Source organism: Pedobacter sp. PACM 27299, assembly GCF_001412655.1.
Classification (GTDB): Bacteria; Bacteroidota; Bacteroidia; order Sphingobacteriales; family Sphingobacteriaceae; genus Pedobacter.
In genome coordinates this window covers 3,929,203-3,950,227 of the sequence record NZ_CP012996.1, presented here as the reverse complement: position 1 = coordinate 3,950,227, position 21,025 = coordinate 3,929,203, and the positions used below count along the sequence as shown (strand labels likewise).

Sequence of the window (21,025 nt, the reverse complement as noted above, 5' to 3'; positions counted from 1 at the left end):
GTAACGATGAAAATAACACATTATATAATCCTGTTGAGTATGCTGGCAAGCACACTTTATTCCTGTAAGGATGACTTTCTGGATGTGAAAAATATAGAAGCTGATATTTCTGTAGCAAGACTTTATGGTACTTATGATAAAGTACAAGGTGCGGTTTGGAATACTTATGGGTTTTTACCTGATGGATTCAATAAACTTAACCTGGAATCTGCAACGGATAATGCAGAAATGACGAATGAGAGTTCAAGCCTACAAATGTTCAATTATGGTGGTTGGAATGCATTCAGCAATCCTGATAATGTCTGGGCAAATAATTTCAGAGGAATCCGACAGGCTAATTTATACCTTCAGAATAAAGGTAAGATTGATCTGGAATACCTGAAGAATGGTGCTATAGGTACCGATTTTACAGCCTATATCAATGCACAAAATAACCTCAAATTCATGGAAGGAGAAATCTTGTTTTTAAAGGCATTTTTCTATTTTGAATTGGTAAAACGCTATGGCGGTGTGCCAATTCTGCCTGTGGTATTTGCTTTTGAAGAGGAAGATTCCTGGAAAAATGTACCGAGAGGTTCTCTGGATCAGTGCATGAAGTATATCGTTGAGCTTTGCGATCAGGCAGAAACGATTATCCCTAAGGATTTGACTCCCTTTGGATGGTATGAAAAAGGACGTGTGACCTATGGAGCAATTGCCGCTTTAAAATCCCGGGCCTTGCTCTATGCTGCAAGTCCTTTATATCAGGATGCTGGTGCAACCGGTACCTGGTCAGCAGCAGCAGCTGCTGCAAATGAAGTGATTAAACTTCGCAAGTATAGTCTGGCAGGGAACTATTCCAGTCTTTTTGGATCGAGTAATACTACATCTCCCGAATACATCTTTGAACGTCGTTATGGAAACCTCAACAGTTTGGAATTTGACAATTTTCCAATCGCCTTTGATCGAAGTAATGGGAATAGCCTTAGCCCAAGTCAGAACTTTGTCGATAATTTTGACGTGCTTAAAAAAGATGCCCTTGGGCAGGTCATTGGTGCTGAGGCTTTCAGCTGGGACAATCCGGTTCATGCAGCAAACCCTTATGCGAATCGAGATCCGCGTTTAGCTGCTACTGTAGTAGTAAATGGCTCCTTATTTAAATCCATTCCTGTGGAAACGTTCTTTGGAGGAAGCAGTGGTTTGCCTAGGCAAAATGCCAGTAAAACAGGTTATTACCTGTCTAAATGGATCAATCAAAATATTGACCTGCTGAACAATACTTCTTCTAACCATGCCTGGTGTTATTTCCGATATGGAGAAACCTTACTAAATTATGGGGAAGCCATGTTTCATGCTTATGGCGCAACTGCCGATCCGGAAAATTATGGTTTAACTGCACTTGCTGCTATTAATCAAGTTCGTAGCCGATCAGGAATGCCAGTGCTCAGAGCTGAAGAACTGACGCAGGAACGGATTGAAAAAGAACGCAATGCTGAGCTTGGTTTTGAAACACATCGCCAATGGGATGTTCGCCGTTGGAAAAAAGGAACAACTTATTTCAATGTTCCATTGAGAAGAATTGATATCACCAAGACTGCTACTGCTTTTACCTATTCCGTGAAAATTCTGGAACAAAGGGTGTTTCAGCAGAAAATGAACTGGTATCCTATCCCACAAAACGAAATGTTTAAGACAAAATGGATGCAAAATCCTATGTGGTAACGAAATAATTTGAACACCATTAAAACTGATAATTCTGATGAAAATTCATAAAAACATAAGCTATGGATTTGTCCTGCTCGCGATGTCGGCAGTGCTTTCCTGTAAAAAGCAAACGATCATAGGAGTAAAATCCAATGAGGTGGTAGCCGTCTATTTTCCCGCCGCACAAAATCCAAATGGCTTGTTTCCAATACTTTCTAAGGGTTCGCTTTCAATAGACCCGATTGCGAGAACTGTAGGCTTAACGATTCCGATTTATCGGGGTGGATTTCTGGAGCAGGAGACATTTACTGTGGATATAGCAGTAGATAACAGGCAGATTACTAGTTTGATTAGTTCAGGAGCATTGCCTGTAAATACGGTGCCATTAGATGGAGCCGATTATACTTTGGATCCTAAAGTTTCTGTATCTTCTAAAGATATGATCATGAAAGGAGCCGCAGTTCCGGTACTGAAATTGGATCGTTTAGATAAATACGCAGGAAAGACAATTGCTTTAGGTGTTCAGATGACCAATCCCTCAAAATATAAACTAAACGAGGAACAGAACACCGTAGTAGTTTATCTGGATGTGGATGTGCTGAAGAGAGACTATCTAACGATTCCCCTGAAAGTGATCAATGCAGGCTTTGAAAATGGATATGAAGGATGGGTAACTTCTGCCGGAGAAGCTGAGTTAAAGAATGCAAATGGTAGAACTGGAAAAGACCTAAATTTCTGGACTGGCAAAGTGACCAGCGGGCATGTATTGCAAACCATTAATAATTTGCCAAATGGCAATTATACCGTTAGCGCATGGTATAAATCTGCCGGGACAAATATGTTTATTTATGCCAATGGAAAATCTAAGCTATTATCCGCAACGACCACATGGACCCCAATTTCGCTGGATTTTCAGGTCGCAGAAAAAAAGGCTGAATTTGGATTTAAAGCAATAGGAGCAACAGGTAATTTTAGTGTCTGGGAACCCTGGTGTGATATGGATGACTTTACAGTCATTCAGAATTTGTAATGAACCAATCAAACTTATAAAATTATTAAGTACATGATATTTTTAACCCCAGATTTAATGAAAAACAGAGGAGGAATTACCCTCCTTCTGTTTGCCGTGTTTAGTCTTAATATTTTTGCACAGCCTGTTCGTTCTGCATCTCCAGAACGCTTCAATTCCTTCGAAACGAGTAACTTCAGGGGTGAATCGTTCAGTCGCCAGGAACAAAGATTCCCCGAGTCTTCCTTGGTTACAACTGTAAACGTCCTGGTGAATCAGGTTGCCTATAACCTACTGGGGCCAAAGGTGGCAGTGGTAAGTAGTAAAACACCTATGCCTTTGAATCATGAATTTAAATTATTAGATGCCCTTAGCCTGAAACCTGTTTTTACTGGTAAATTAGGATCAGCGGAACAGGTGACCGATTGGAATCTGGATAGCTGGTATAGCCGAGCAGATTTTTCAGCATATCAAAAGCCCGGACAGTATAAAGTCCGGGTATTGCTAAATGGGCAGTATTTTGATTCTTTTGCCTTTAAAATTGAAAACAATGCTTTAGGGAAAATAGGAATTCCTGCGATTGTAGATTTCTTTTATCACCAGCGGGCTAACTCTCCCCAGGAATTGGAGGCTGACCAGCACATCAAACTTTTTGGTAGCAATAAAACGGTAGACCTTCGTGGAGGATGGTGTGATGCTTCAGGTGATATCAGCAAATATTTTTCACACTTGGCCTATACCAATTATATGCTTCCACAGCAGATTCCAATGGTAGATTGGTCAATGATCAATACTGTAGAAAGGATTCCTGACTTGTTGAGACAGGTAAATGCCAAAACATCTTTAACTAAAGAAGCTTTATATGGGGCAGATTACATCATGCGGTCCCTATCACCGGAAGGCTATTTTTATATGACGGTATTCAGTTATTTTGATAAAGATCCAAATGCACGCCGTGTGGTGGGTTTACTTGCAGATAGCAAAACGACCAGCGACTATCAATGTGCTTATCGTGAAGGCGGGGGGATGGCCGTTGCCGCTTTAGCAAGAATTTCGAAATGGAAAATTAATGGAGAATTTAGCTCAGCACAGTACCTTTCGGCTGCAGAAAGGGCATTTGCACACTTACAGCAATTTAGTACTACCTATGCGGATGATGGTAAAGATAATATCATTGACGATTATTGTGCACTCATGGCTTCTTCAGAACTCTGGATAGCCACTGGAAAAGAGGCATACAAACAAGAGGCACGTAAAAGGGCACTAAACTTAAACAAACGCCTTTCTCCGAAAGGCTATTTTATGGCAAATGAAGAGGGCAGGCCTTTCTGGCATGCTGCAGATGCAGGACTTCCCGTGATTGCTCTGGCCAGATACCTTGATGTGGAAACCGAAAAATCTGCCCGTGGTACAGCCTTGAAGACTATAAAAATAGCATTAGACTATAACCTGAAGGTAACGAATGAAGTCGTTAACCCTTTTGGATATGCCAGACAAAATTTCCTCCATAAAGGGACCCTGAAATCCGGTTTTTTTATTCCCCATGAAAATGAGAGTGGCTGGTGGTGGCAGGGCGAGGATGCCAGATTAGGTTCCTTGGCTTCAGCAGCATTGGTAGGTGGCCGCCTGGTTTATCCCTCAAAAGGAGCATTGGGTGTTAAACCTGAATTGGCAGCTTATGCTTCAAATCTGGTGTCCTGGGTGCTTGGAACAAATCCTTATAACATCTGCATGATGTATGGGTATGGTCAGAATAATGTCCCTCACATGAATTCTATGTATGGACATGGTTCTGGAAGAGGAGGGATTTCTAATGGAATCACCGGAAAGGATGGCCGTCCGGATGGTTCAGGAATCGATTTCAAGATGGAAGATAATGGCAATGAATGGCGCTGGTCCGAACAATGGATTCCACATACTGGCTGGTTTTTACAGGCCTTAACCGCGATGTCAATCCAGTAAATAGGAATCACAGGAATTAATACTGCTTCCTAAATTATCAAACTTCAAAATAAATCATGAAATGAAAAAAATTACGAAATCTATGATAGGCATGTTGGTGTTCTGCACTGCTTGCTTTGCACAAGCCACTAAAGAACATCATTCCAATTCAAAGAAAATCATAGTGGCTTACTTGACTTCATGGACAACTGTGTTGCCCGATCCTCAGTATGTGACCCATGTGAATTATGCTTTTGGACATGTCAATGAAGATTTTAACGGGATCAGAATTGACAATGAAAACCGATTACGAAGTTTAGTTGCACTGAAGAAAAAGCATCCTTCACTGAAGGTCTTACTCTCTGTCGGAGGATGGGGAAGTGGACGTTTTAGTGAAATGGCTGCTTTGAAAGCGAATCGAACAAAGTTTGCAGAGGATTGTTTACGTGTGATCAGGGAATTTAAACTGGATGGTATTGATATTGATTGGGAGTATCCAACGAGCAATATGGCTAAAATATCGGCTGCAGCCGAAGACACAGAAAATTATACCCTATTGATGAAGGTGATCCGTGAAAAGATTGGTGCTAAAAAACTATTGACATTGGCCACCGCAGCAAACGCCAAGTATATTGATTTTAAGTCGATAGCACCTGTGGTTGACTTTGTGAACATCATGACTTACGATATGGGAAATCCCCCTGGCCACCATGCCGGTTTATATCGCTCCAAATATACCAGTGGTATTAGTGTAGATGAAGCGGTAACGGCACATGTAGCTGCGGGTATGCCGATCAATAAGCTGGTATTGGGTATTCCGTTTTATGGCCATGGTAAAGATGGCATTCCAAATTTTATCGATTACAAAGAAGTGCTAAAGTTAGTTGGTTTTAAGCAGGAATGGGATGAAGCAGCGCAGGCTCCGTTTCTGACCAATGCAGTTGGTGATTTTGTTTGTACCTATGAGGACCCGAAATCAATTGCCATCAAATGTAAATATTTGCTGGATCGCGGGATGCTTGGGGCGATGTATTGGGATTATAGTGGCGATACCGATGATGGTGTACTTAGAAAAACAGTGCATACAGGTGTAAACAAATAAATGTAGCATTAAAGCAATTGACATCATGAGATACAGTTTAATATTATTAATAATGCTACTTGTTTTCTCTTCAGAAGGGCAGGCTCAGACAAAAGAAGCTGTTGTTAAGAATGGGCAAGTGGTATTGGATTTTAGTGATAAAGTCCTTGATAAAAAAACAAAAAGAATTTATACCATCAAACGAGCAAAAGGCCGGTTGGGAACCTATAAAAATATAGGGAGCACCGCGCAGACTTCTTTCATCGATAAAACGGTTAAAGGAAATCCATATGATTATTATTACCAGGTATTTGACGATAAGGGACTGATTGCGCTATTGGGTTTAGCTATTGAATTGTTTGGTGCAAATACTTATATCTATAGTCCATCAGATAATTTAGCAGCTGTTGGTCTTGAGGTGAATGGCATTCATGATGAAATGTTTGGTCAGGAGTTTAGTCCAAATCGCTACGCGATGTTTTTTAAGCCTGGCGATTATAAAGCGGCAGGTTTGCTCAAAATACCATTCTATGTACAGATAGCTGGGTTAGGAAGGACACCTTACGAGGTAGAAATCTCTAACCTCCATACGCCGCCGCATTTGTCAGCAGGAAATGGCACTTGTACTTTTTGGCGATCTGCAGAAAATCTGTCAGTCATTGGCCCGGAAACCTATGAGGAAGAGGAGACCTTTAAATGGGCGGTTTCTCAGGCAGCTCCATTACGCAGAATTTATTCTACCCGCGTGCTGCGCCATCAATGGGGAGACGGCTGGGTGAGTGGTGGATATACCGCCGACTGCCATTTTGAAAGTGCTGCCGGATCAAAAAATCAGCAGCAATGGTATACCCGCAATTCAATTTTAAATAAAGGACGCGGGGAGTTTGAAGAAGTCAAATACAACTATTGTTTTCAAGGGGTTGATTTTGGACCAAGTGTAGACTTAAGTACTTATCAGAACAATTGGGATAAGGGAGGAAATGTAACCGTTATCCCAAATACACCCATTATTCGAGAAAAACCCTTTTTATTTGTAGACGAAGATCAGCGATATAAGGTATTCCGTCCGGCATTAAAAAGAGATCATAAAGGCATTTCCTACTCAAGGACTGATATGGGTGATGGAGATGTCATCGATGTCTTGGAGGATTTCTTCACTGTTAAACCAGGAACTACTGCAAAGGAGATGAACAAACAGCTAAACGCAGGGAAGCACTTGCTGATTACTCCTGGTATGTACGAACTCTCAGAACCGCTTTATGTAAGTAAGCCCAGTACCATTATCCTGGGCATTGGTTTGGCTACCTTAATACCAGGTAAAGATAATGCTACTTCTGCCATTGTGATTGCTGACATAGATGGTGTTTCAGTCGCATCCATCATGTTTGATGCACATTATAGCTCCCACAGCTTAATACAGGTAGGATTGGAGCACAACAGAACAAGACATGAAAAGAACCCTACCGTTTTGGCCGATTTGTTTTTCAGAGTTGGGGGCTTCCGCCCTGAAAAAGTACATGTGGATCAAACGGTAATTGTTAACAGTAATGATGTGATCGGAGATCATTTTTGGATCTGGAGGGCGGATCATGGCGTAAAAGGTAGTGTAGGCTGGGGCATTAATACGACAAAAAATGGTTTGGTTGTGAATGGAGATCATGTGACGATGTATGCGCTTTTTAATGAACATTTCCAGGAATATCAAACCTATTGGAAAGGGGAATATGGTAGCACTTATTTCTTCCAAAGCGAAAGCCCGTACGATGCGCCAAATCAGGAAGCCTATATGAGCGAAAAGCATACACGTGCTGGTTATGCAGCATATAAAGTTGCAGAGGAGGTGAACCATCACCAAGCTTACGCATTCGGTATTTATGATGTTCTAAATAATGAAATCAAGATCGAAAGTTCTGTTGAAGTCCCAAACAAACAAGGGATTTACCTTCAGCACATTTGCAATAATAGCTTATCCAGTCCGCCAAATAAAGGTTTTAATTTTGTAGTGAACGAGGTTCAAAAAAGCACCTATAACACCTTTAGAGACCACCGTGCATTTGTGGTCAAATTTGTAGGAACTGAGCCTGCTGTTCCAAAAAAAGAAAAGTAATAGGAGGTTTGCAAATTGCCTTTTAAGAATTTTTAATATAAAGCAAATGATGAAATTTAAAACAATTCAATTATTGATCTTATTCAGCCTAGTCATTTTTGCACCAGATGCTGCCGCAATTTCTAAGCCTCCTAAATTTAAGATATTGGTTTTAACTGAACGTGGTGGTGGACATGAAGGTTTTGTGGCTGCCGCATTGAACTGGCTCCATAATTTTGCGGAAAAACAAAACTTGGAAGTCACCGTAATTCATCAAACTAATGAAATTAACGAAGTCTATTTATCTAATTACAAGGTTTTTCTTCAGCTAAATTATCCTCCCTATGCCTGGACAGATGAGGCGAAGGCTGCATTTGAAAAGTATATTGAGGAAGGAAGAGGAGGATGGGTAGGTTTTCACCACGCTACGTTGCTTGGTGAATTTGACGGCTATCCCATGTGGAACTGGTTTTCAAATTTCATGGGCGGAATCCGCTTCAAAAATTATATTGCAGAACGTGCTTCAGGAATCGTACATGTGGAAGACCGGAAACATCCTGTGATGAAGGGACTTCCAGCATTTTTCAGTATACCTGACGACGAATGGTATACTTTTGATAAAAATCCAAGACCTCAGGTAAAGGTCTTGGCGAATGTAGATGAAGGCAGTTATAGTCCCGTTTCTACCATCAAGATGGGAGATCATCCCGTCATATGGATCAATCAAAAAATGAAGGCCCGCAATGTTTATTTTTTAATTGGGCATCATGCCAATTTATTAAACTCAAAAGAGTTTAAGCTGATGTTTGGAAACGCAATTTTATGGGCAGCAACTGAAGGGAAACCGTAGGCATTTGACCATTAAGTGCTTTACGGATGGATTGGATTGATATATCCTTTTTGTGTGTTAACTTATTGTTTATTAGTTTTTTATCTTTATTAAAAAAGAAGGTGGTGTAAAACATTTTTTGGAGGAGAATGTTATATGGTCACGCTACAAAAATATTGACATATTGAAACGATAAAGAAATTAATCGACTGCCTAATCAGCTATTCCTATATGAATCCTCCCACAATTTCGCTTTTGTTGTTGAATGATCCAGTTAAAGCTCAGCTTATAAGAAAGGATCAAACCATACTTGTTGATGGACTAAAATCTGGTGACAGGTTTGCATTTAATAAACTGTATGAACATTATGCCGTCTCATTATTCGAAATCATTATTCGAATTGTAAAATATCAAGAGCCATCTGAAGATGTTTTACAGGAAACATTTTTAAAAATCACCAGGAATATCAGGCAATATGATCCTGAAAAAGGACGATTATTTACCTGGCTTGCAAAAACAGCAAGAAATACGGCCATAGATCAGCTTAGAAACAACGGAGAGCGTGTAATTAGAGGTTCAGAAGCTTTAGAGAATTGGTCGATTCAAATCAACCGAAATTATCAGTGGTGCATTAACCCAGATGTTATGGATTTGAAAACACTAATTATGAGCTTGCAGCCTAAGCAACGTGATGTGATTGACTTAATTTATTACAAAGGCTTCACACATTCAGAAGCAGCGGAAACATTGTCGCTGCCAATAGGAACTGTCAAAACCCGACTTCGGCTAGCCATCATCAATTTGAGAAGATCCTTTGCTGTAGTATAACAATGGAATGATCATTATGGAATGCTATAATTGCAAGAAAGCCTAACCCTCGAAGAATCGATAGTTAGGCTTTCCCAGGTAAATTCGAACTGACCTTTCAAAGATCATATTCGAATAACCGGATTGAAAAAATTATTTTGGCATTAATACGGTATCTACCACATGAATCACCCCATTTTTTTGATCAACATCTGCGATGGTAACTGTACTCATCCCACCTTTTTCATCTTTCAAAACAAGTTTGTTTCCTTTCATCGATGCCCAAAGTTTTCCACCTTCCACAGTAGTAAGCTCTGCTTTTCCATTTCCCTTTTTGATGGCTGCAGCTATTGCTTTACTATCCATTTTTCCTGAAACTACATGGTACGTTAATATTTTGGTCAATGTTGCTTTATTTTCTGGTTTAAGGAGTGTCGTTACTGTTCCTTTAGGCAATTTATTGAAAGCTTCGTTTGTAGGCGCAAACACAGTAAATGGTCCTGTACCTTTCAGTGTTTCAACTAAACCTGCCGCTTTTACTGCTGCAACCAAAGTGGTATGATCTTTTGAGTTCACTGCATTATCAATGATATCTTTTGTGGGGTACATCGCTGCGCCACCAACCATTTTAGTTTTTCCAGACATGCTCATTTTTGATTGTGCCTGAACTGAAGTATTGGATGCAAATGTGATAGCTACTAAGACAATTGCAGTAAAGAAAACTTTTTTCATGTTTATGTTTATTTGATAGCATTTACGCTAGAAGATAGCGGTTTGGTTTTTTATTTGTTAAATAAATTATTTGGGCTTAGTATTTTATGCATTTGTGATACTTCCTATCGAAATTGTATTCCAGCTATTTTCGCATATTAGGTGTTTTTTGAAAACTATTTTTGTGTTTACTGCGTATGTGTTGTAATTGTCTCATTATAAAATTGTTATAGCTTAATTAAAGTGGTAAAAATTTAATTCACAGCGAGACTATAGCCCCATGAAAAAGCTAAATCTTTTGATGATCCCGCTTTTGATGCTTGCATTGAATGCTTGCAGTCAGAACCCATCATCGCAAAACAAAAAAGGAACTGAGCTTCCTTCCGAAAACACAAGCATCTACCCTGACGCGAAGCCAGCTAAGTATTGGAAAAAGATCTTATCGCCTGAAGCCTATGAGATCATGGTCAATAAAGGAACTGAAACTCCTTTTAAAAACCCATATTGGAACAATCATCAAAAAGGAGTTTATGTGAGTGCCGCAACTGGCAAGCCACTGTTTAGTTCAGACACTAAGTTTGAATCTGGAACCGGTTGGCCAAGTTTTTTTAAACCTATTGATGAGAAATTGATTAGGATTGTAAGTGATTCCTCTGATGGTATGGTTAGAGATGAGGTCGTGGAGGCGAGTACAGGCTTACATTTAGGACATGTTTTCGATGATGGTCCACAGCCAACCGGTAAAAGATACTGCATGGATTCTTATGCTTTTAAGTTTGTTCCAGTTAAATAGTATTACATCATGAAAAAATATAAGGTATGTATACTTGGGCTTATCTTTTTGAGCGCTTGTGTCAAAGGACAAAGTAATGGACAGGATAATGGATTTGCAAGCTTGCCTGTTCCAAAATCAAATGAACAGCTAGCTACTTTTGCAGGTGGTTGCTTCTGGAGCTTGGCAGAAGGACTTAGTGAATTAAAAGGAGTAAACCGTGTTGTTGCGGGATATTCTGGTGGTCATGTCAAGTGGCCGACCTATGAACAGGTTTGTTCAGATAATACCGGACATGCGGAATCAGTAGAGGTGTATTATGACCCTAAAGTGGTGAGCTATACAGATTTGGCAGAATCTTTTTTTTATGCGCATGATCCAACCACATTAAATCGCCAGGGACCGGATGAGGGAGAAGACTATCGCTCTGTGGCCTTTTACAGAACTCCTGAGGAGCAAAAGATATTGAAAACTGTGATTGCGAAAGTAAATGCCAGTCACCATTATGCAAAACCGATTGTTACTCAGGTACTTCCTTTTAAAGTGTTGTATCCTGCAGAAAAATACCATCAGGACTATTTCAGATTGCACCCTGAAGAAGCTTACATTCAAAATGTATCTATGCCAAAAGTGATGAAGTTAAGGGAGAATAGAACCGCCTACCTCAAGCCGGAATTTAAGAACAACTGATATTAAAGACCAGAATAATAGTCATAGCCTTGTTCTGCCCAATAGTCGCGAGGTCTGCTATCGCTGAAAGACATGGTGCCTATTCTTTTGAGATTTTTAATTCCATATTTCACCGGAACCAGTAGTCGTAGTGGAGCTCCATGATCTGCCGTTAGCGGTAGATCATTCATTTCATAGGCGAGTAAAGTTTGAGGATGTAATACACTATCCATCTCCAAACCCACATAATATGCTCCATTAGGTGTTTCTAAACCCATATATTGACTTTTTGCCTGTTCATCCAGCTTAAAATGCAGTAGGAAATCACTTAGTTTTACCCCTGCCCAATGCTGTATCTGATCCCAGCCCTCCACGCATTTAAAATCAAAAATGAGCTCTGTCTTAGGTAAGGCTTTGATCTCATCAAGACTAATCTTTAAATCGGCCTGATTTTTCCTTTTTACGGAAAGTTGCCAGTTTTTGATGTCAAAATTTGTATCGTCTTCAATTCCTATCAGGCTATTGACTCTAACCTGGCTTGCTGCCTTTGATTTTGGATAGGTTTTTACCAGATGGTTGTTGCTGAAGAAGTTTCGAAAGAAAAGTTCAGTTTTGTTTAATGCCCTTCTTAGTGGCGCCCGGGCGCCTCCAGTGATTCCTGGGGTTTCCTCTGGGGCATTGAGTAGCCAGTTCCAACCTGTAAAGGCACCAGCTCCTAATACAATGAAGGTGCCGAAAGAAATGAAGTTCCTGCGTTTTATTTTTTGATCTACAGTAAGCGGTAATTTGCTTTTCTTTTTATTTGGTGCTTTCATCGCTTTCTGATTTTTTAAGTGTAATTGGTTCAGCTTGGTCTTGACTGGCTTCTTCAATAACTTCAAATCCAGAAATGACGGAACGGAAATTATTCCAGCCCGCCATCATCACCTGAACAATATGAATCATAAAAAAAAGCACATAACCAATCGTTAATGCGAAATGTAAGATTCTAGCAAAATGATAGCCCCCGCACAACCAGCATATCCAGTAAAACTGAACGGGTTTATAGATCGCTAGGCCAGTAAAGACGGAACCAAATCCCATCAAAATAATCGCGGAGTAGGCAATTCGCTGTGCCGCATTGTATTTCTTTTGTGGTGGCATCATCTTCCTGATGTGGAGATCGTGAAGCAGTACTTGCCAGGCCTCCTTAAAGGAGTGTTTATTGGGAAGCAGCGCCCGCCAGGCACCGCTAAAAATGGTATAGAGGAGGTACAGCAATCCATTGATAAAAAAAAACCACATGAACAAAAAATGAAAGGCCATGCCTTCAGCTAGACGCTGGGGAATATGGAAGTAGTCGTAAAACCACTCCGGAAAGAATTTGATCAGCGTAAAACCGAAAATAGAGACGCCGTAAGCATCATTTGCCCAATAAATAAATAATCCGCTCCAAATCATGATCATCAGTACCGGGAAATTTATCCAGTGTGTCCAACGCATCAGGAAGGCGTGCTTTTCTTTGATAACTTTCATCCCTAGATATTTATACTAGTTATTAACGTGAATTTCTTTGGTTCGGATTTAAGAGATTGATTTTTAGTAGGTTTAGTAAAACTATTGATATACAATATACCTAAAATTCCGGAAAACACCAGCAGTATTTGAGTGATTATTTATGGATGCTGAGCATTTCCTTCCATTACTTTGAACAGGTGTAATACGTTTGGAAAAATGGCATCCATAGTTTCTATAGCCCCTTTTTCAGAACCTGGTAAAGTTAAAATGAGTGTCTTTCCGATGGTTCCTGCAATCCCTCTGGAAAGCATTGCGTAGGGCATACGTTCCTGGCCGTAATGCCTCGCAGTTTCCATAATTCCATTCATTCTTTTTTCGATCAGTGGTAATATTGCATCAGGTGTGATATCCCTTGGAGATACACCCGTTCCTCCGGTAAAAATGAGTAACTGTACTTTTTCTACCAATAATTTTGTGCTTTCCTGAATGCGTTCAAAATCATCTGAAATGACTTCATAATGTGTAGTTTCAATACCGAAAGACGCTAGTTTGCTGACAATTGCTTTACCCGATTTGTCGACCCCAAGCCCGCTTGAAATGGTGTCTGAGCAGACGATAACTGCAGCCTGAATGGTCTTTTCCGGTGCTTGTATATCCGCTTTTCCGCCCGATTTTTTGAGTAACCTGATCGATTCAATTTCGATCACTTCATCTATTGGTTTCAACATATCATATATGGTTAAGGCAACTACAGAAGCTCCATGCATAGCCTCCACTTCTACACCAGTTTTGTAAATGGTGTGTACCTCAACCTTGATGATAATGGCTAAACCTAGAATCTCATACGTGATGGCGCAGAATTCAATAGGGAGGGGGTGGCAATCAGGAATGACATCGCTGGTTTTCTTGACACCCAATAAACCAGCAGCTCTAGCAAACTCAAATACATCCCCTTTGGGTACTTTTCGCTGTTGCACAGCCTCAATGGTTTCTTTTTTGATACGCTGATTATCGCCGTAGCGATTGCGATGCGTAGGGTATTGGATTTGCCTGTAATGTTGACCATGTTATTTATTTTCTTTCCATTGCTGAGTTCCGTCTTCAAAGATTTCTCTTCCCCAAATGGGTAATTCCTGTTTCAGGCGTTCCACGATTTCTTCACAGGCCTCGATTGCAGCTTTTCTATGGGCTGATGAAGTAAAGACATAGAGGCACAGTTCCCCGGTTTTCACCAAGCCTAAAGACTGGTAAACATGCATACAAATCAAAGGGTGTTTTATAAAAATCTGCGACCTTATTTCCTCCATTTGTGTCAAAGCGAGTTCCTCATAAGCAGTATACTCGATGGCGGAAACTAATTTCCCATCCAGCTCATCATTTCTTACCTGACCTAAAAACAGACTATGTCCACCTATTTCTTTTTTTGTACTGTGCTTTGCGATGCTGTCCGCAATAAATGCAGGTGATATTGCACCCTTAACAAATATGTTTTTGATTTTTCTTTCCATCATCCATGACTAAAAAAGCTTTCCCAGCGGAGGATTCCGCCTTTCAGACTGTATATGTTTTTTGATGAGCCATATTTTTCAAGGAGCTGTCCGGCAATTGCAAAGCTTCTTTTTCCATGCTGGCAAAGTAAGATAATGTTTTTCTCCATGATTTCTTCCTTCATGAATTTTTCAAAAATAGATGCCGGAATCTGCAGATAGTCATTAGGATCGAGTGTCGGCAATTCTTCTTTTTCTCTCAGATCAATGCGCATCGTGGAAGGTAGCTTACTGAGGGTTTTCAACTGTTGTAGGTCGATCTCTATGACCTGATGTTGTTTTTTCTCCGCTTGATTATAGACTCTTGCCAAAAAATCGGATGCATAGGCAGGAATTTCATATTCCGCAGGATTACCAGGACTGATCGAAATTTCATAGAACTGTTGACTTAACAAATTATAATGTAATATTTTATTGATCAGGGGCATGCCTATTCCGGTAATTAATTTGATCGTTTCTGCTGCCTGCATCGTTCCAATGATACCAGGCAAAACCCCTAATACCCCGTTTTCTGCACAATCTGGAATTTCTCCAGCTCCAGGCTGAATTGGAAATAGGTCACGATAATTTGTTTTCTTTCCTGCTTCAGTCTCCACATTAAAGATCGACAGTTGTCCTTCATACCCAGAAACAGCTGCAAAAATCAAGGGTTTATTCAGCATCGCAGCAGCATCATTAATCAGGTAACGACTTTCAAAATTGTCTGTTCCATCCAGAATGAAATCATATTCCTCAAACAGCGCTAAAATGTTGCTTTGTGAAATATAGAAAGGATAAGCCTCAATGGTAATCTCCGGATTGATCTGCTTTAAGCGCCTCAGGGCTACCTGAACTTTCAGCAGGCCGATATCATCAGTGCTAAAAAGAGGCTGTCTGTGCAGGTTACTTAAAGACACTGTGTCGCCATCCACGAGACCAATACGGCCTAATCCAGCAGAGACTAGATAAGTTAGGGAAGCACAGCCGAGACCACCGGCACCAATAACAAGTACCTTAGCCTGTAAAAGCTTTTGCTGGGATTCTCTTTTAAAACCTTTAAGAATCAGTTGTCTATGGTATCGTTCCTCGTTCATCATTTTATCCGCCTGAAAAGGGAGGCATAATTGCGATCCTTGCGTTATTTTTAAGTTGGGCATTGCTTTGTACCATCTGCTGATCCAGTGCCAGTTTGTACTTCATCGTCTTCAATTGCGGATAGCTTTTTTCCAGGTAAAGCTTTAGCCCGTCGGTATCCGGAATATCTTCCAGCATTATTTTTTGTGCCGGTAAAAAATCGACAATCTTTCCAAATGTGATCAACTCAATTTCCATGTTATTCATTAATCTGAAGAATACTGATTTTAGTTAATCCCTTAACAAACCTTCTGCCGGTGGCAAAATCGCTTGTTGTAATTAACGCAATATCGCCTTTCTCGGTTTTTGCAGGGTTGGTCTCAAATGCCGACAGTACCAGGATGTGGTTTCCAGTCTCTGAATTAAATATTTCATTCCAGGAATAAACCACTTTATAGTTGTCGCTGGCCGTACACACGATGTAATATTCGCTGAGCTTTTTAGGCGATTCAGCTATAATGTCGACTTTAGAAAGGAGGTCTTTCAGGAGTACTCCTTTAATGTTTTTAAGGCTTCCTTTGCGTTGCTGCAGATGGCTGTAAATGACCATGCTATCCAGCGAGATGCTTTTGTAGGCTTTCAGCGATTCCATATTGACAATTACGGGCTTGGACACTTTACCGGCAATGGTAAATTGCAGCGGAACCTGTGCTGCTGCGGTCAGGTTCAGGAAAAGGATGATACAGAGTAAATATTTCATATTATGCATGGCTGAAAAGTAATTTATAGGCGGCTAGTGCAAGAACACATGCCAATACGTTTTTTAAGATATTTTGATGAAATTTTAAGGCGCCAAAATAAGCACCAAGTAAGCCAGCGATGAAGGCAACAACTACATAAGCAATCATATCGCTGTTAAAAGTGATGCCTTTAATCAGTTGTCCGCCTAGACCTGCAACAGAATTAACGAATATAAAAGCGGCACTAATGGCTGCGGTTTGCTTTTGGTCTGTCCACTTTAATAGTAGGAGTATTGGTGATAAAATGATGCCTCCACCGATGCCAATCATCCCTGAAAGTAAGCCGATGATCCCGCCAATGAGAAAAGACAATGCGAAGTTTCGCTCCTTTAAATCTTTGGGATCTGTATTTTTAAAAAAGAAAAAACGGATGATAGGAAAAAGCAACAATACGCCAAGGATTTTCTTATACGGGACATTGTCTATGCTCATCGTTCCACCAAGAAAGGAGAGTGGGATAGAAGTGACGGCAAAAGGCCAGAAGATCCTCCACCTGAAATGTCCGCCTCTGTAGAATTGAAAGAAAGAAACTGAGGAGACGAAGAGATTGAGTAGTAAGGCCGTTGGTTTCATGACGATTGGGGAGATGGCAAAGATGGCCATCAATGCCAGATAACCACTTGCTCCTCCATGGCCGACAGATGAATACAGAAAAGCAACAATAAATAATAATCCAAAAAACAATAAAACTTCTGCCTGCATAGCTATGATTCGGGTAATAGTAAAACATCAACTATTTCATTCTTTTGGAAATCCTCCTGAGCTTCATTTAAGCAAATCAGGCAGTTTGCCTGAGCAAAAGAGCTGAGGCGAAAAGATTCCTGTGCATTTAAGGGTTTTGCCACGCCATCCTGATAAAACCCTTTCAGGAAATGGGTTAATCCGATGGGCTTATGGTAGGCTTCCGAAAGTTTTGCCTGGATCATTTTTAGCGGACTTTCTTTTCTGGCCATTTTAAACAAAGCAGAAAACACATAGTTATAGAAACAGCTGAGTACAGAGGAAGGGTTGCCTGGAAGGCCAAAAACACTTTTTTCAGCCTGCTGTCCGAAATACAATGGCTTGCCTGGTTTTTGCTTTACTTTATGAAAAATCTGTTTTACCCCGCATTTTTCAGCAGCCTCGCTAACGAAATCATAATCGCCAACGCTTACCCCTCCGGTTAATAAGATGACATCGCTATGTTGAAGCGCTTTCGATAGCGTTTCCTGTAAAACTTGTAAATCATCTTCTGCCTGCAGAATTTGTACATTGAAAATACCTGCCTGCGCTAAAGCTGCTTTTAAAGTATAGGAATTAGCTTCATAAACCTGACCAAATTCGAGGGCTTTACCAGGGACACCAAATTCTTGTCCAGTAATCACTACTGAAACTTTAGGCATGGGGTAAACCGCAGCTTCGGTTATACCGATTGCTGCCAAAAAACCAATAGCAGCAGGGCTAATTATATTCCCTTTTTTCATGGCTAAAGCATTTGCCTTTATTTCTGAGCCAATTTCGCGGACATAAATTCCTGATTTCAGCTGATCATCAAGCACAGCGATCCCTCCACCCTTGATTAGTGCTTTTTCCTGCATCAGTACCGTATCTGCGCCCTCTGGAAGGGGAGCTCCTGTAAATATTCTTGTGGCCTGACCTGTGCTGATTTTCAGCGGCAGGGCTGTACCGGCAGCCATTTCCCCAATGAGCTGTAATAGGATTGACCGGTCTTCAAAACGTATCGCATAGCCATCCATAGCAGATTGACGGAAAGCAGGAATGCTGCAGGAGGCAAATATATCCTCTGCCAGCACCAGTCCGCAGCAGTCCTGAATGGGTAGTTTTAAAGGATTGAGCGCTACAATGTTGAGGGCAATCAGATTTTGAGCTTCAGTTACGTTAATCATATTCAGGTTTTAATCATCCGCCAATACTTATCATACTTCTATTGATGATGCTTTCGGCATCCAGGGTCTCGAAATTTTTAGGAAGCTGTCCGCCAAGTTCTTTTTCTTTTGCCTGAATAGTGGCTTTTATTAAAGGTAAAATGTCTTCCCCAGCTCGTAAAGCAGATAAAAGATCTGTTTCAGTTTTAGAAAACAAGCAGTTTTTCAACTTCCCATCGGCTGTTAAACGCATCCGGTTGCAGGTACTGCAAAAAGGAGCGGTCATTGTGCTGATGATGGCAAATGAGCCTTGATGTGCTGGAATGGTGTAATTTTTTGCGGTATCATGTGGACTGGTTTCCACATGCTTATAGCTGTATTTTTGAGCGATCGTGTCCAGAATCTCCTGAAGTGAACACATTTTATTGCTCGTCCATTGATTGCCACTAAAGGGCATAAACTCGATAAACCGAACCTGGATAGGGCTGTGTTTTGTCCATTCAATAAAGTCAAGAATCTCATTATCGTTCAACCCTTTCATCACCACCATATTGATTTTTACGCTAATTTGGTGTCTAAGTAAGAGTTCAATATTGCTTTTCACCTGATGAAAAGCATCCCGACGGGTGATGGTCTTGAATTTTTCAGGTTGTAAAGTATCCAGGCTAATGTTGATGTGGCTAATGTTTGCAGACAGGATCACCGGGAGCAATTCCTGAATCCGGGTGCCATTGGTTGTGATGGTAAGTTCGATAGGTAATTTTCCCAATTCAGAGATAATTTCAGCAACATCTTTACGCACCAATGGTTCGCCTCCTGTAAGTCTGATTTTTCTTACCCCTTCCGCTACAAATAGCCTGGCCAGCTGGAGGACTTCCTCTGTTTGCATTAATTGAGCAGCAGGGCTAAAATCGTAGTTTTCATTGGGCATACAATAGAAACAACGGAAATTGCAATTGTCTGTTAATGATATGCGTAAGTAATCATGCGTCCTTCCAAATGAATCTGTGATCATATATAATAGGTTAGTATCTGTAATTTACTCATAATACCCGCAATATTTATTAATTATTTAGCGCTGGCTGTTCACCAAAAAACAGGATTTAATTCTGGTTGAGCTGATGGTCAATTTTCTCTTGTAAAGCGGTTTTAAAGTCATCATCTAGCCCTGCCTGATTTTCTGTCTCCAAATGGATGCTCTTTTTGATCATGCTATTGATGAATATGCTTTGTCGCTGAAATATCCTGCAGATGCTGCAGCCCGTCAGGTGTAAATTAAGTTCTACCTTTTCTTTGGCACTGAGTACGCTGAGCTGCTTCTTTTCAATGAGAAAGGTGGCTTGCCTACAATTGTAAAGTACTTTTGTTAATCTGTTCATGGTGAATAGGGTTTAGATCCAGTGTTTTTGCAGACATGCTCTTAGATTGAGCTTGGAGCGATGTATAATGACCCAGAAATTGGCTGGTGTAACTTTTAAGGAGCTGCAGATCATTTCTGTACTTTCTTCCTCTAAATGTTTCATAGAGAATACGGCATACCAAAGATTGGGCAGTTTTTTCATACAGGCCTGGAGGATGTGCTCAAATTCCTTATGCTGCAAATCGGTTTCTATAGGGGAGGCGAATTCCTGCGGTCGGTGTGCCTGGTTCCAATGCCCATCTTTCTCGTCAAAAAAGTCTTTTTGCTCCTGTTCTTCTTCTAAAACTTCGGTTTTCGAGGATAGTCCAGTTGATTTTTTTCGGTAAAGGTCTATGATTTTATTCTTTAGTATGGCGGTCAGCCAGGTTTTTTCTGTACTCTTTCCCTCAAATCTCGATAGGCTTTCCAGTGCCGCAAGAAAGGTTTCCTGAACCAGGTCCCGTGCCTGCTCCTGATCGTTTATTCTGGTAATGGCATAACTATAAAGGTAATCTGCGTAATTACTGGCCCATTTCCGGGGATTGAGGACCTCGCTGGGGGCAGGCATCGATACCAACTCGTTGGATTGCATATATCAGGCTTAGGTAAATAAATATAACATTATATCTGCTTAGTCGATCGCTGGTCGTAAACCTTACAAGAAATTTCAAAATAAAATTCAGCGGTATGAGCAGGTTAAATCCGGATTTCTGAGCGATTTAAAAGAGATAAAAAAAAGATTCTTTTTTTGTAAGGATCCTGGGTTGACTGCGACAAAGGGGAGAAAGAACTTGAAATTATGAAACGATTATTAGTTTATTTATTCCTGTCTGCCTTGTTGATCAACGCTGGATTTGCACAATCAGGCCATTCAAAAAAACAATTTAACCTGGATAAATCCGGACTGGCTATTGAAGGATATGATCCTGTAGCTTATTTCAATTCCGGTAAGGCAATGGAAGGGAAAAAGCAATGGACAGCAGTCGAGGATGGCGCTTCTTACCGATTCACGAGTTCGGCGAATAGGGAGCTCTTTAAAGCCAATCCTGCTAAATACCAGCCTCAATATGGAGGATGGTGTGCGTATGCCATGGGCGAAAACGGTGAGCAGGTGTCCATTGATCCTGAAACTTTTAAAATTATGAATGGCCAGCTGTACTTGTTCTACAATAGGTTTTTTAACAATACGCTGAAAGACTGGAATAAATCAGAGCAAAGTTTAAAGAAAAAAGCGGATCAGAACTGGTCCAAATTCAACTAAAAAAAGCAATTAATT

General features: G+C 40.5%; 23 protein-coding genes. 10 read left to right on the top strand and 13 right to left on the bottom strand.

What is annotated here, in order from left to right; translation table 11 throughout:
* Positions 1-6: 6 nt before the first annotated feature.
* The 7 genes from AQ505_RS16515 to AQ505_RS16485 all read left to right on the top strand — a co-directional run bounded on the left by AQ505_RS16515 (position 7) and on the right by AQ505_RS16485 (position 9,457).
* Positions 7-1,701 (top strand): RagB/SusD family nutrient uptake outer membrane protein, encoded by a 1,695-nt coding sequence (locus AQ505_RS16515; protein ID WP_062549189.1) that lies wholly within the window; start codon positions 7-9, stop codon positions 1,699-1,701.
* Between the two features lie 37 nt (positions 1,702-1,738).
* A complete protein-coding gene (locus tag AQ505_RS16510) occupies positions 1,739-2,713 on the top strand; it encodes a hypothetical protein (RefSeq protein WP_062549188.1) in 975 nt (324 codons plus the stop codon).
* 57 nt (positions 2,714-2,770) lie between these two features.
* Complete coding sequence (locus AQ505_RS16505) at positions 2,771-4,654, top strand: glycoside hydrolase family 9 protein (RefSeq protein ID WP_082461858.1); 1,884 nt, start codon at positions 2,771-2,773, stop codon at positions 4,652-4,654.
* Between the two features lie 61 nt (positions 4,655-4,715).
* Positions 4,716-5,735, top strand: coding sequence for a glycoside hydrolase family 18 protein (locus tag AQ505_RS16500; RefSeq protein WP_062549187.1), 1,020 nt, complete (start codon positions 4,716-4,718; stop codon positions 5,733-5,735).
* Between the two features lie 52 nt (positions 5,736-5,787).
* Entirely contained in the window at positions 5,788-7,821 is a 2,034-nt protein-coding gene (locus AQ505_RS16495) for a hypothetical protein (protein WP_197286200.1), read from the top strand.
* A 46-nt stretch (positions 7,822-7,867) separates the two neighbouring features.
* A complete protein-coding gene (locus AQ505_RS16490) occupies positions 7,868-8,650 on the top strand; it encodes a ThuA domain-containing protein (protein ID WP_082461590.1) in 783 nt (260 codons plus the stop codon).
* A 210-nt stretch (positions 8,651-8,860) separates the two neighbouring features.
* On the top strand, positions 8,861-9,457 hold the full coding sequence (locus tag AQ505_RS16485) for an RNA polymerase sigma factor (protein WP_062549185.1): 597 nt from the start codon (positions 8,861-8,863) through the stop codon (positions 9,455-9,457).
* A 132-nt stretch (positions 9,458-9,589) separates the two neighbouring features.
* Here AQ505_RS16485 and AQ505_RS16480 read toward each other — a convergent pair whose 3' ends face one another.
* On the bottom strand, positions 9,590-10,168 hold the full coding sequence (locus tag AQ505_RS16480) for a fasciclin domain-containing protein (RefSeq protein WP_062549184.1): 579 nt from the start codon (positions 10,166-10,168) through the stop codon (positions 9,590-9,592).
* Positions 10,169-10,427: 259 nt separating this feature from the next.
* On the opposite strand from AQ505_RS16480, the gene msrB reads away from it, so the two are divergent.
* Positions 10,428-10,940 (top strand): peptide-methionine (R)-S-oxide reductase MsrB, encoded by a 513-nt coding sequence (msrB, locus tag AQ505_RS16475; RefSeq protein WP_082461589.1) that lies wholly within the window; start codon positions 10,428-10,430, stop codon positions 10,938-10,940.
* 9 nt (positions 10,941-10,949) lie between these two features.
* Entirely contained in the window at positions 10,950-11,609 is a 660-nt protein-coding gene (gene msrA / locus AQ505_RS16470) for a peptide-methionine (S)-S-oxide reductase MsrA (RefSeq protein WP_062549183.1), read from the top strand.
* A gap of 2 nt (positions 11,610-11,611) precedes the next feature.
* On the opposite strand, the gene AQ505_RS16465 is transcribed toward msrA, so the two are convergent.
* From AQ505_RS16465 to AQ505_RS16410, 12 genes are all read right to left on the bottom strand, one after another.
* On the bottom strand, positions 11,612-12,403 hold the full coding sequence (locus tag AQ505_RS16465) for a molybdopterin-dependent oxidoreductase (protein ID WP_062549182.1): 792 nt from the start codon (positions 12,401-12,403) through the stop codon (positions 11,612-11,614).
* Complete coding sequence (locus tag AQ505_RS16460; protein WP_062549181.1) at positions 12,387-13,103, bottom strand: cytochrome b/b6 domain-containing protein; 717 nt, start codon at positions 13,101-13,103, stop codon at positions 12,387-12,389. The genes AQ505_RS16465 and AQ505_RS16460 overlap by 17 nt, the downstream gene beginning before the upstream one ends.
* Positions 13,104-13,243: 140 nt before the next feature.
* Entirely contained in the window at positions 13,244-14,062 is an 819-nt protein-coding gene (moaCB, locus tag AQ505_RS16455; RefSeq protein ID WP_231634905.1) for a bifunctional molybdenum cofactor biosynthesis protein MoaC/MoaB, read from the bottom strand.
* A gap of 90 nt (positions 14,063-14,152) precedes the next feature.
* Positions 14,153-14,596, bottom strand: a complete 444-nt coding sequence (locus AQ505_RS16450) for a molybdenum cofactor biosynthesis protein MoaE (RefSeq protein ID WP_082461588.1) — start codon at positions 14,594-14,596, stop codon at positions 14,153-14,155.
* Complete coding sequence (locus AQ505_RS16445; RefSeq protein WP_231634904.1) at positions 14,593-15,708, bottom strand: ThiF family adenylyltransferase; 1,116 nt, start codon at positions 15,706-15,708, stop codon at positions 14,593-14,595. The genes AQ505_RS16450 and AQ505_RS16445 overlap by 4 nt, the downstream gene beginning before the upstream one ends.
* A 1-nt stretch (position 15,709) precedes the next feature.
* Positions 15,710-15,952, bottom strand: coding sequence for a MoaD/ThiS family protein (locus AQ505_RS16440; RefSeq protein WP_231634903.1), 243 nt, complete (start codon positions 15,950-15,952; stop codon positions 15,710-15,712).
* A complete protein-coding gene (locus AQ505_RS16435; RefSeq protein WP_062551070.1) occupies positions 15,945-16,445 on the bottom strand; it encodes a hypothetical protein in 501 nt (166 codons plus the stop codon). The genes AQ505_RS16440 and AQ505_RS16435 overlap by 8 nt, the downstream gene beginning before the upstream one ends.
* Before the next feature lies 1 nt (position 16,446).
* On the bottom strand, positions 16,447-17,187 hold the full coding sequence (locus tag AQ505_RS16430; RefSeq protein ID WP_062549179.1) for a sulfite exporter TauE/SafE family protein: 741 nt from the start codon (positions 17,185-17,187) through the stop codon (positions 16,447-16,449).
* A gap of 2 nt (positions 17,188-17,189) precedes the next feature.
* Positions 17,190-18,371 (bottom strand): molybdopterin molybdotransferase MoeA, encoded by a 1,182-nt coding sequence (locus AQ505_RS16425; RefSeq protein ID WP_062549178.1) that lies wholly within the window; start codon positions 18,369-18,371, stop codon positions 17,190-17,192.
* 13 nt (positions 18,372-18,384) lie between these two features.
* Positions 18,385-19,365: a GTP 3',8-cyclase MoaA gene (gene moaA / locus AQ505_RS16420; RefSeq protein ID WP_062549177.1), complete on the bottom strand. Its 981-nt coding sequence runs from the start codon at positions 19,363-19,365 to the stop codon at positions 18,385-18,387.
* Positions 19,366-19,453: 88 nt separating this feature from the next.
* Positions 19,454-19,729, bottom strand: a complete 276-nt coding sequence (locus AQ505_RS16415) for a hypothetical protein (protein WP_062549176.1) — start codon at positions 19,727-19,729, stop codon at positions 19,454-19,456.
* Positions 19,730-19,741: 12 nt separating this feature from the next.
* Positions 19,742-20,341, bottom strand: a complete 600-nt coding sequence (locus tag AQ505_RS16410) for a sigma-70 family RNA polymerase sigma factor (RefSeq protein ID WP_062549175.1) — start codon at positions 20,339-20,341, stop codon at positions 19,742-19,744.
* A gap of 207 nt (positions 20,342-20,548) precedes the next feature.
* On the opposite strand from AQ505_RS16410, the gene AQ505_RS16405 reads away from it, so the two are divergent.
* Positions 20,549-21,010, top strand: a complete 462-nt coding sequence (locus AQ505_RS16405; protein ID WP_062549174.1) for a YHS domain-containing (seleno)protein — start codon at positions 20,549-20,551, stop codon at positions 21,008-21,010.
* Positions 21,011-21,025: the final 15 nt, after the last annotated feature.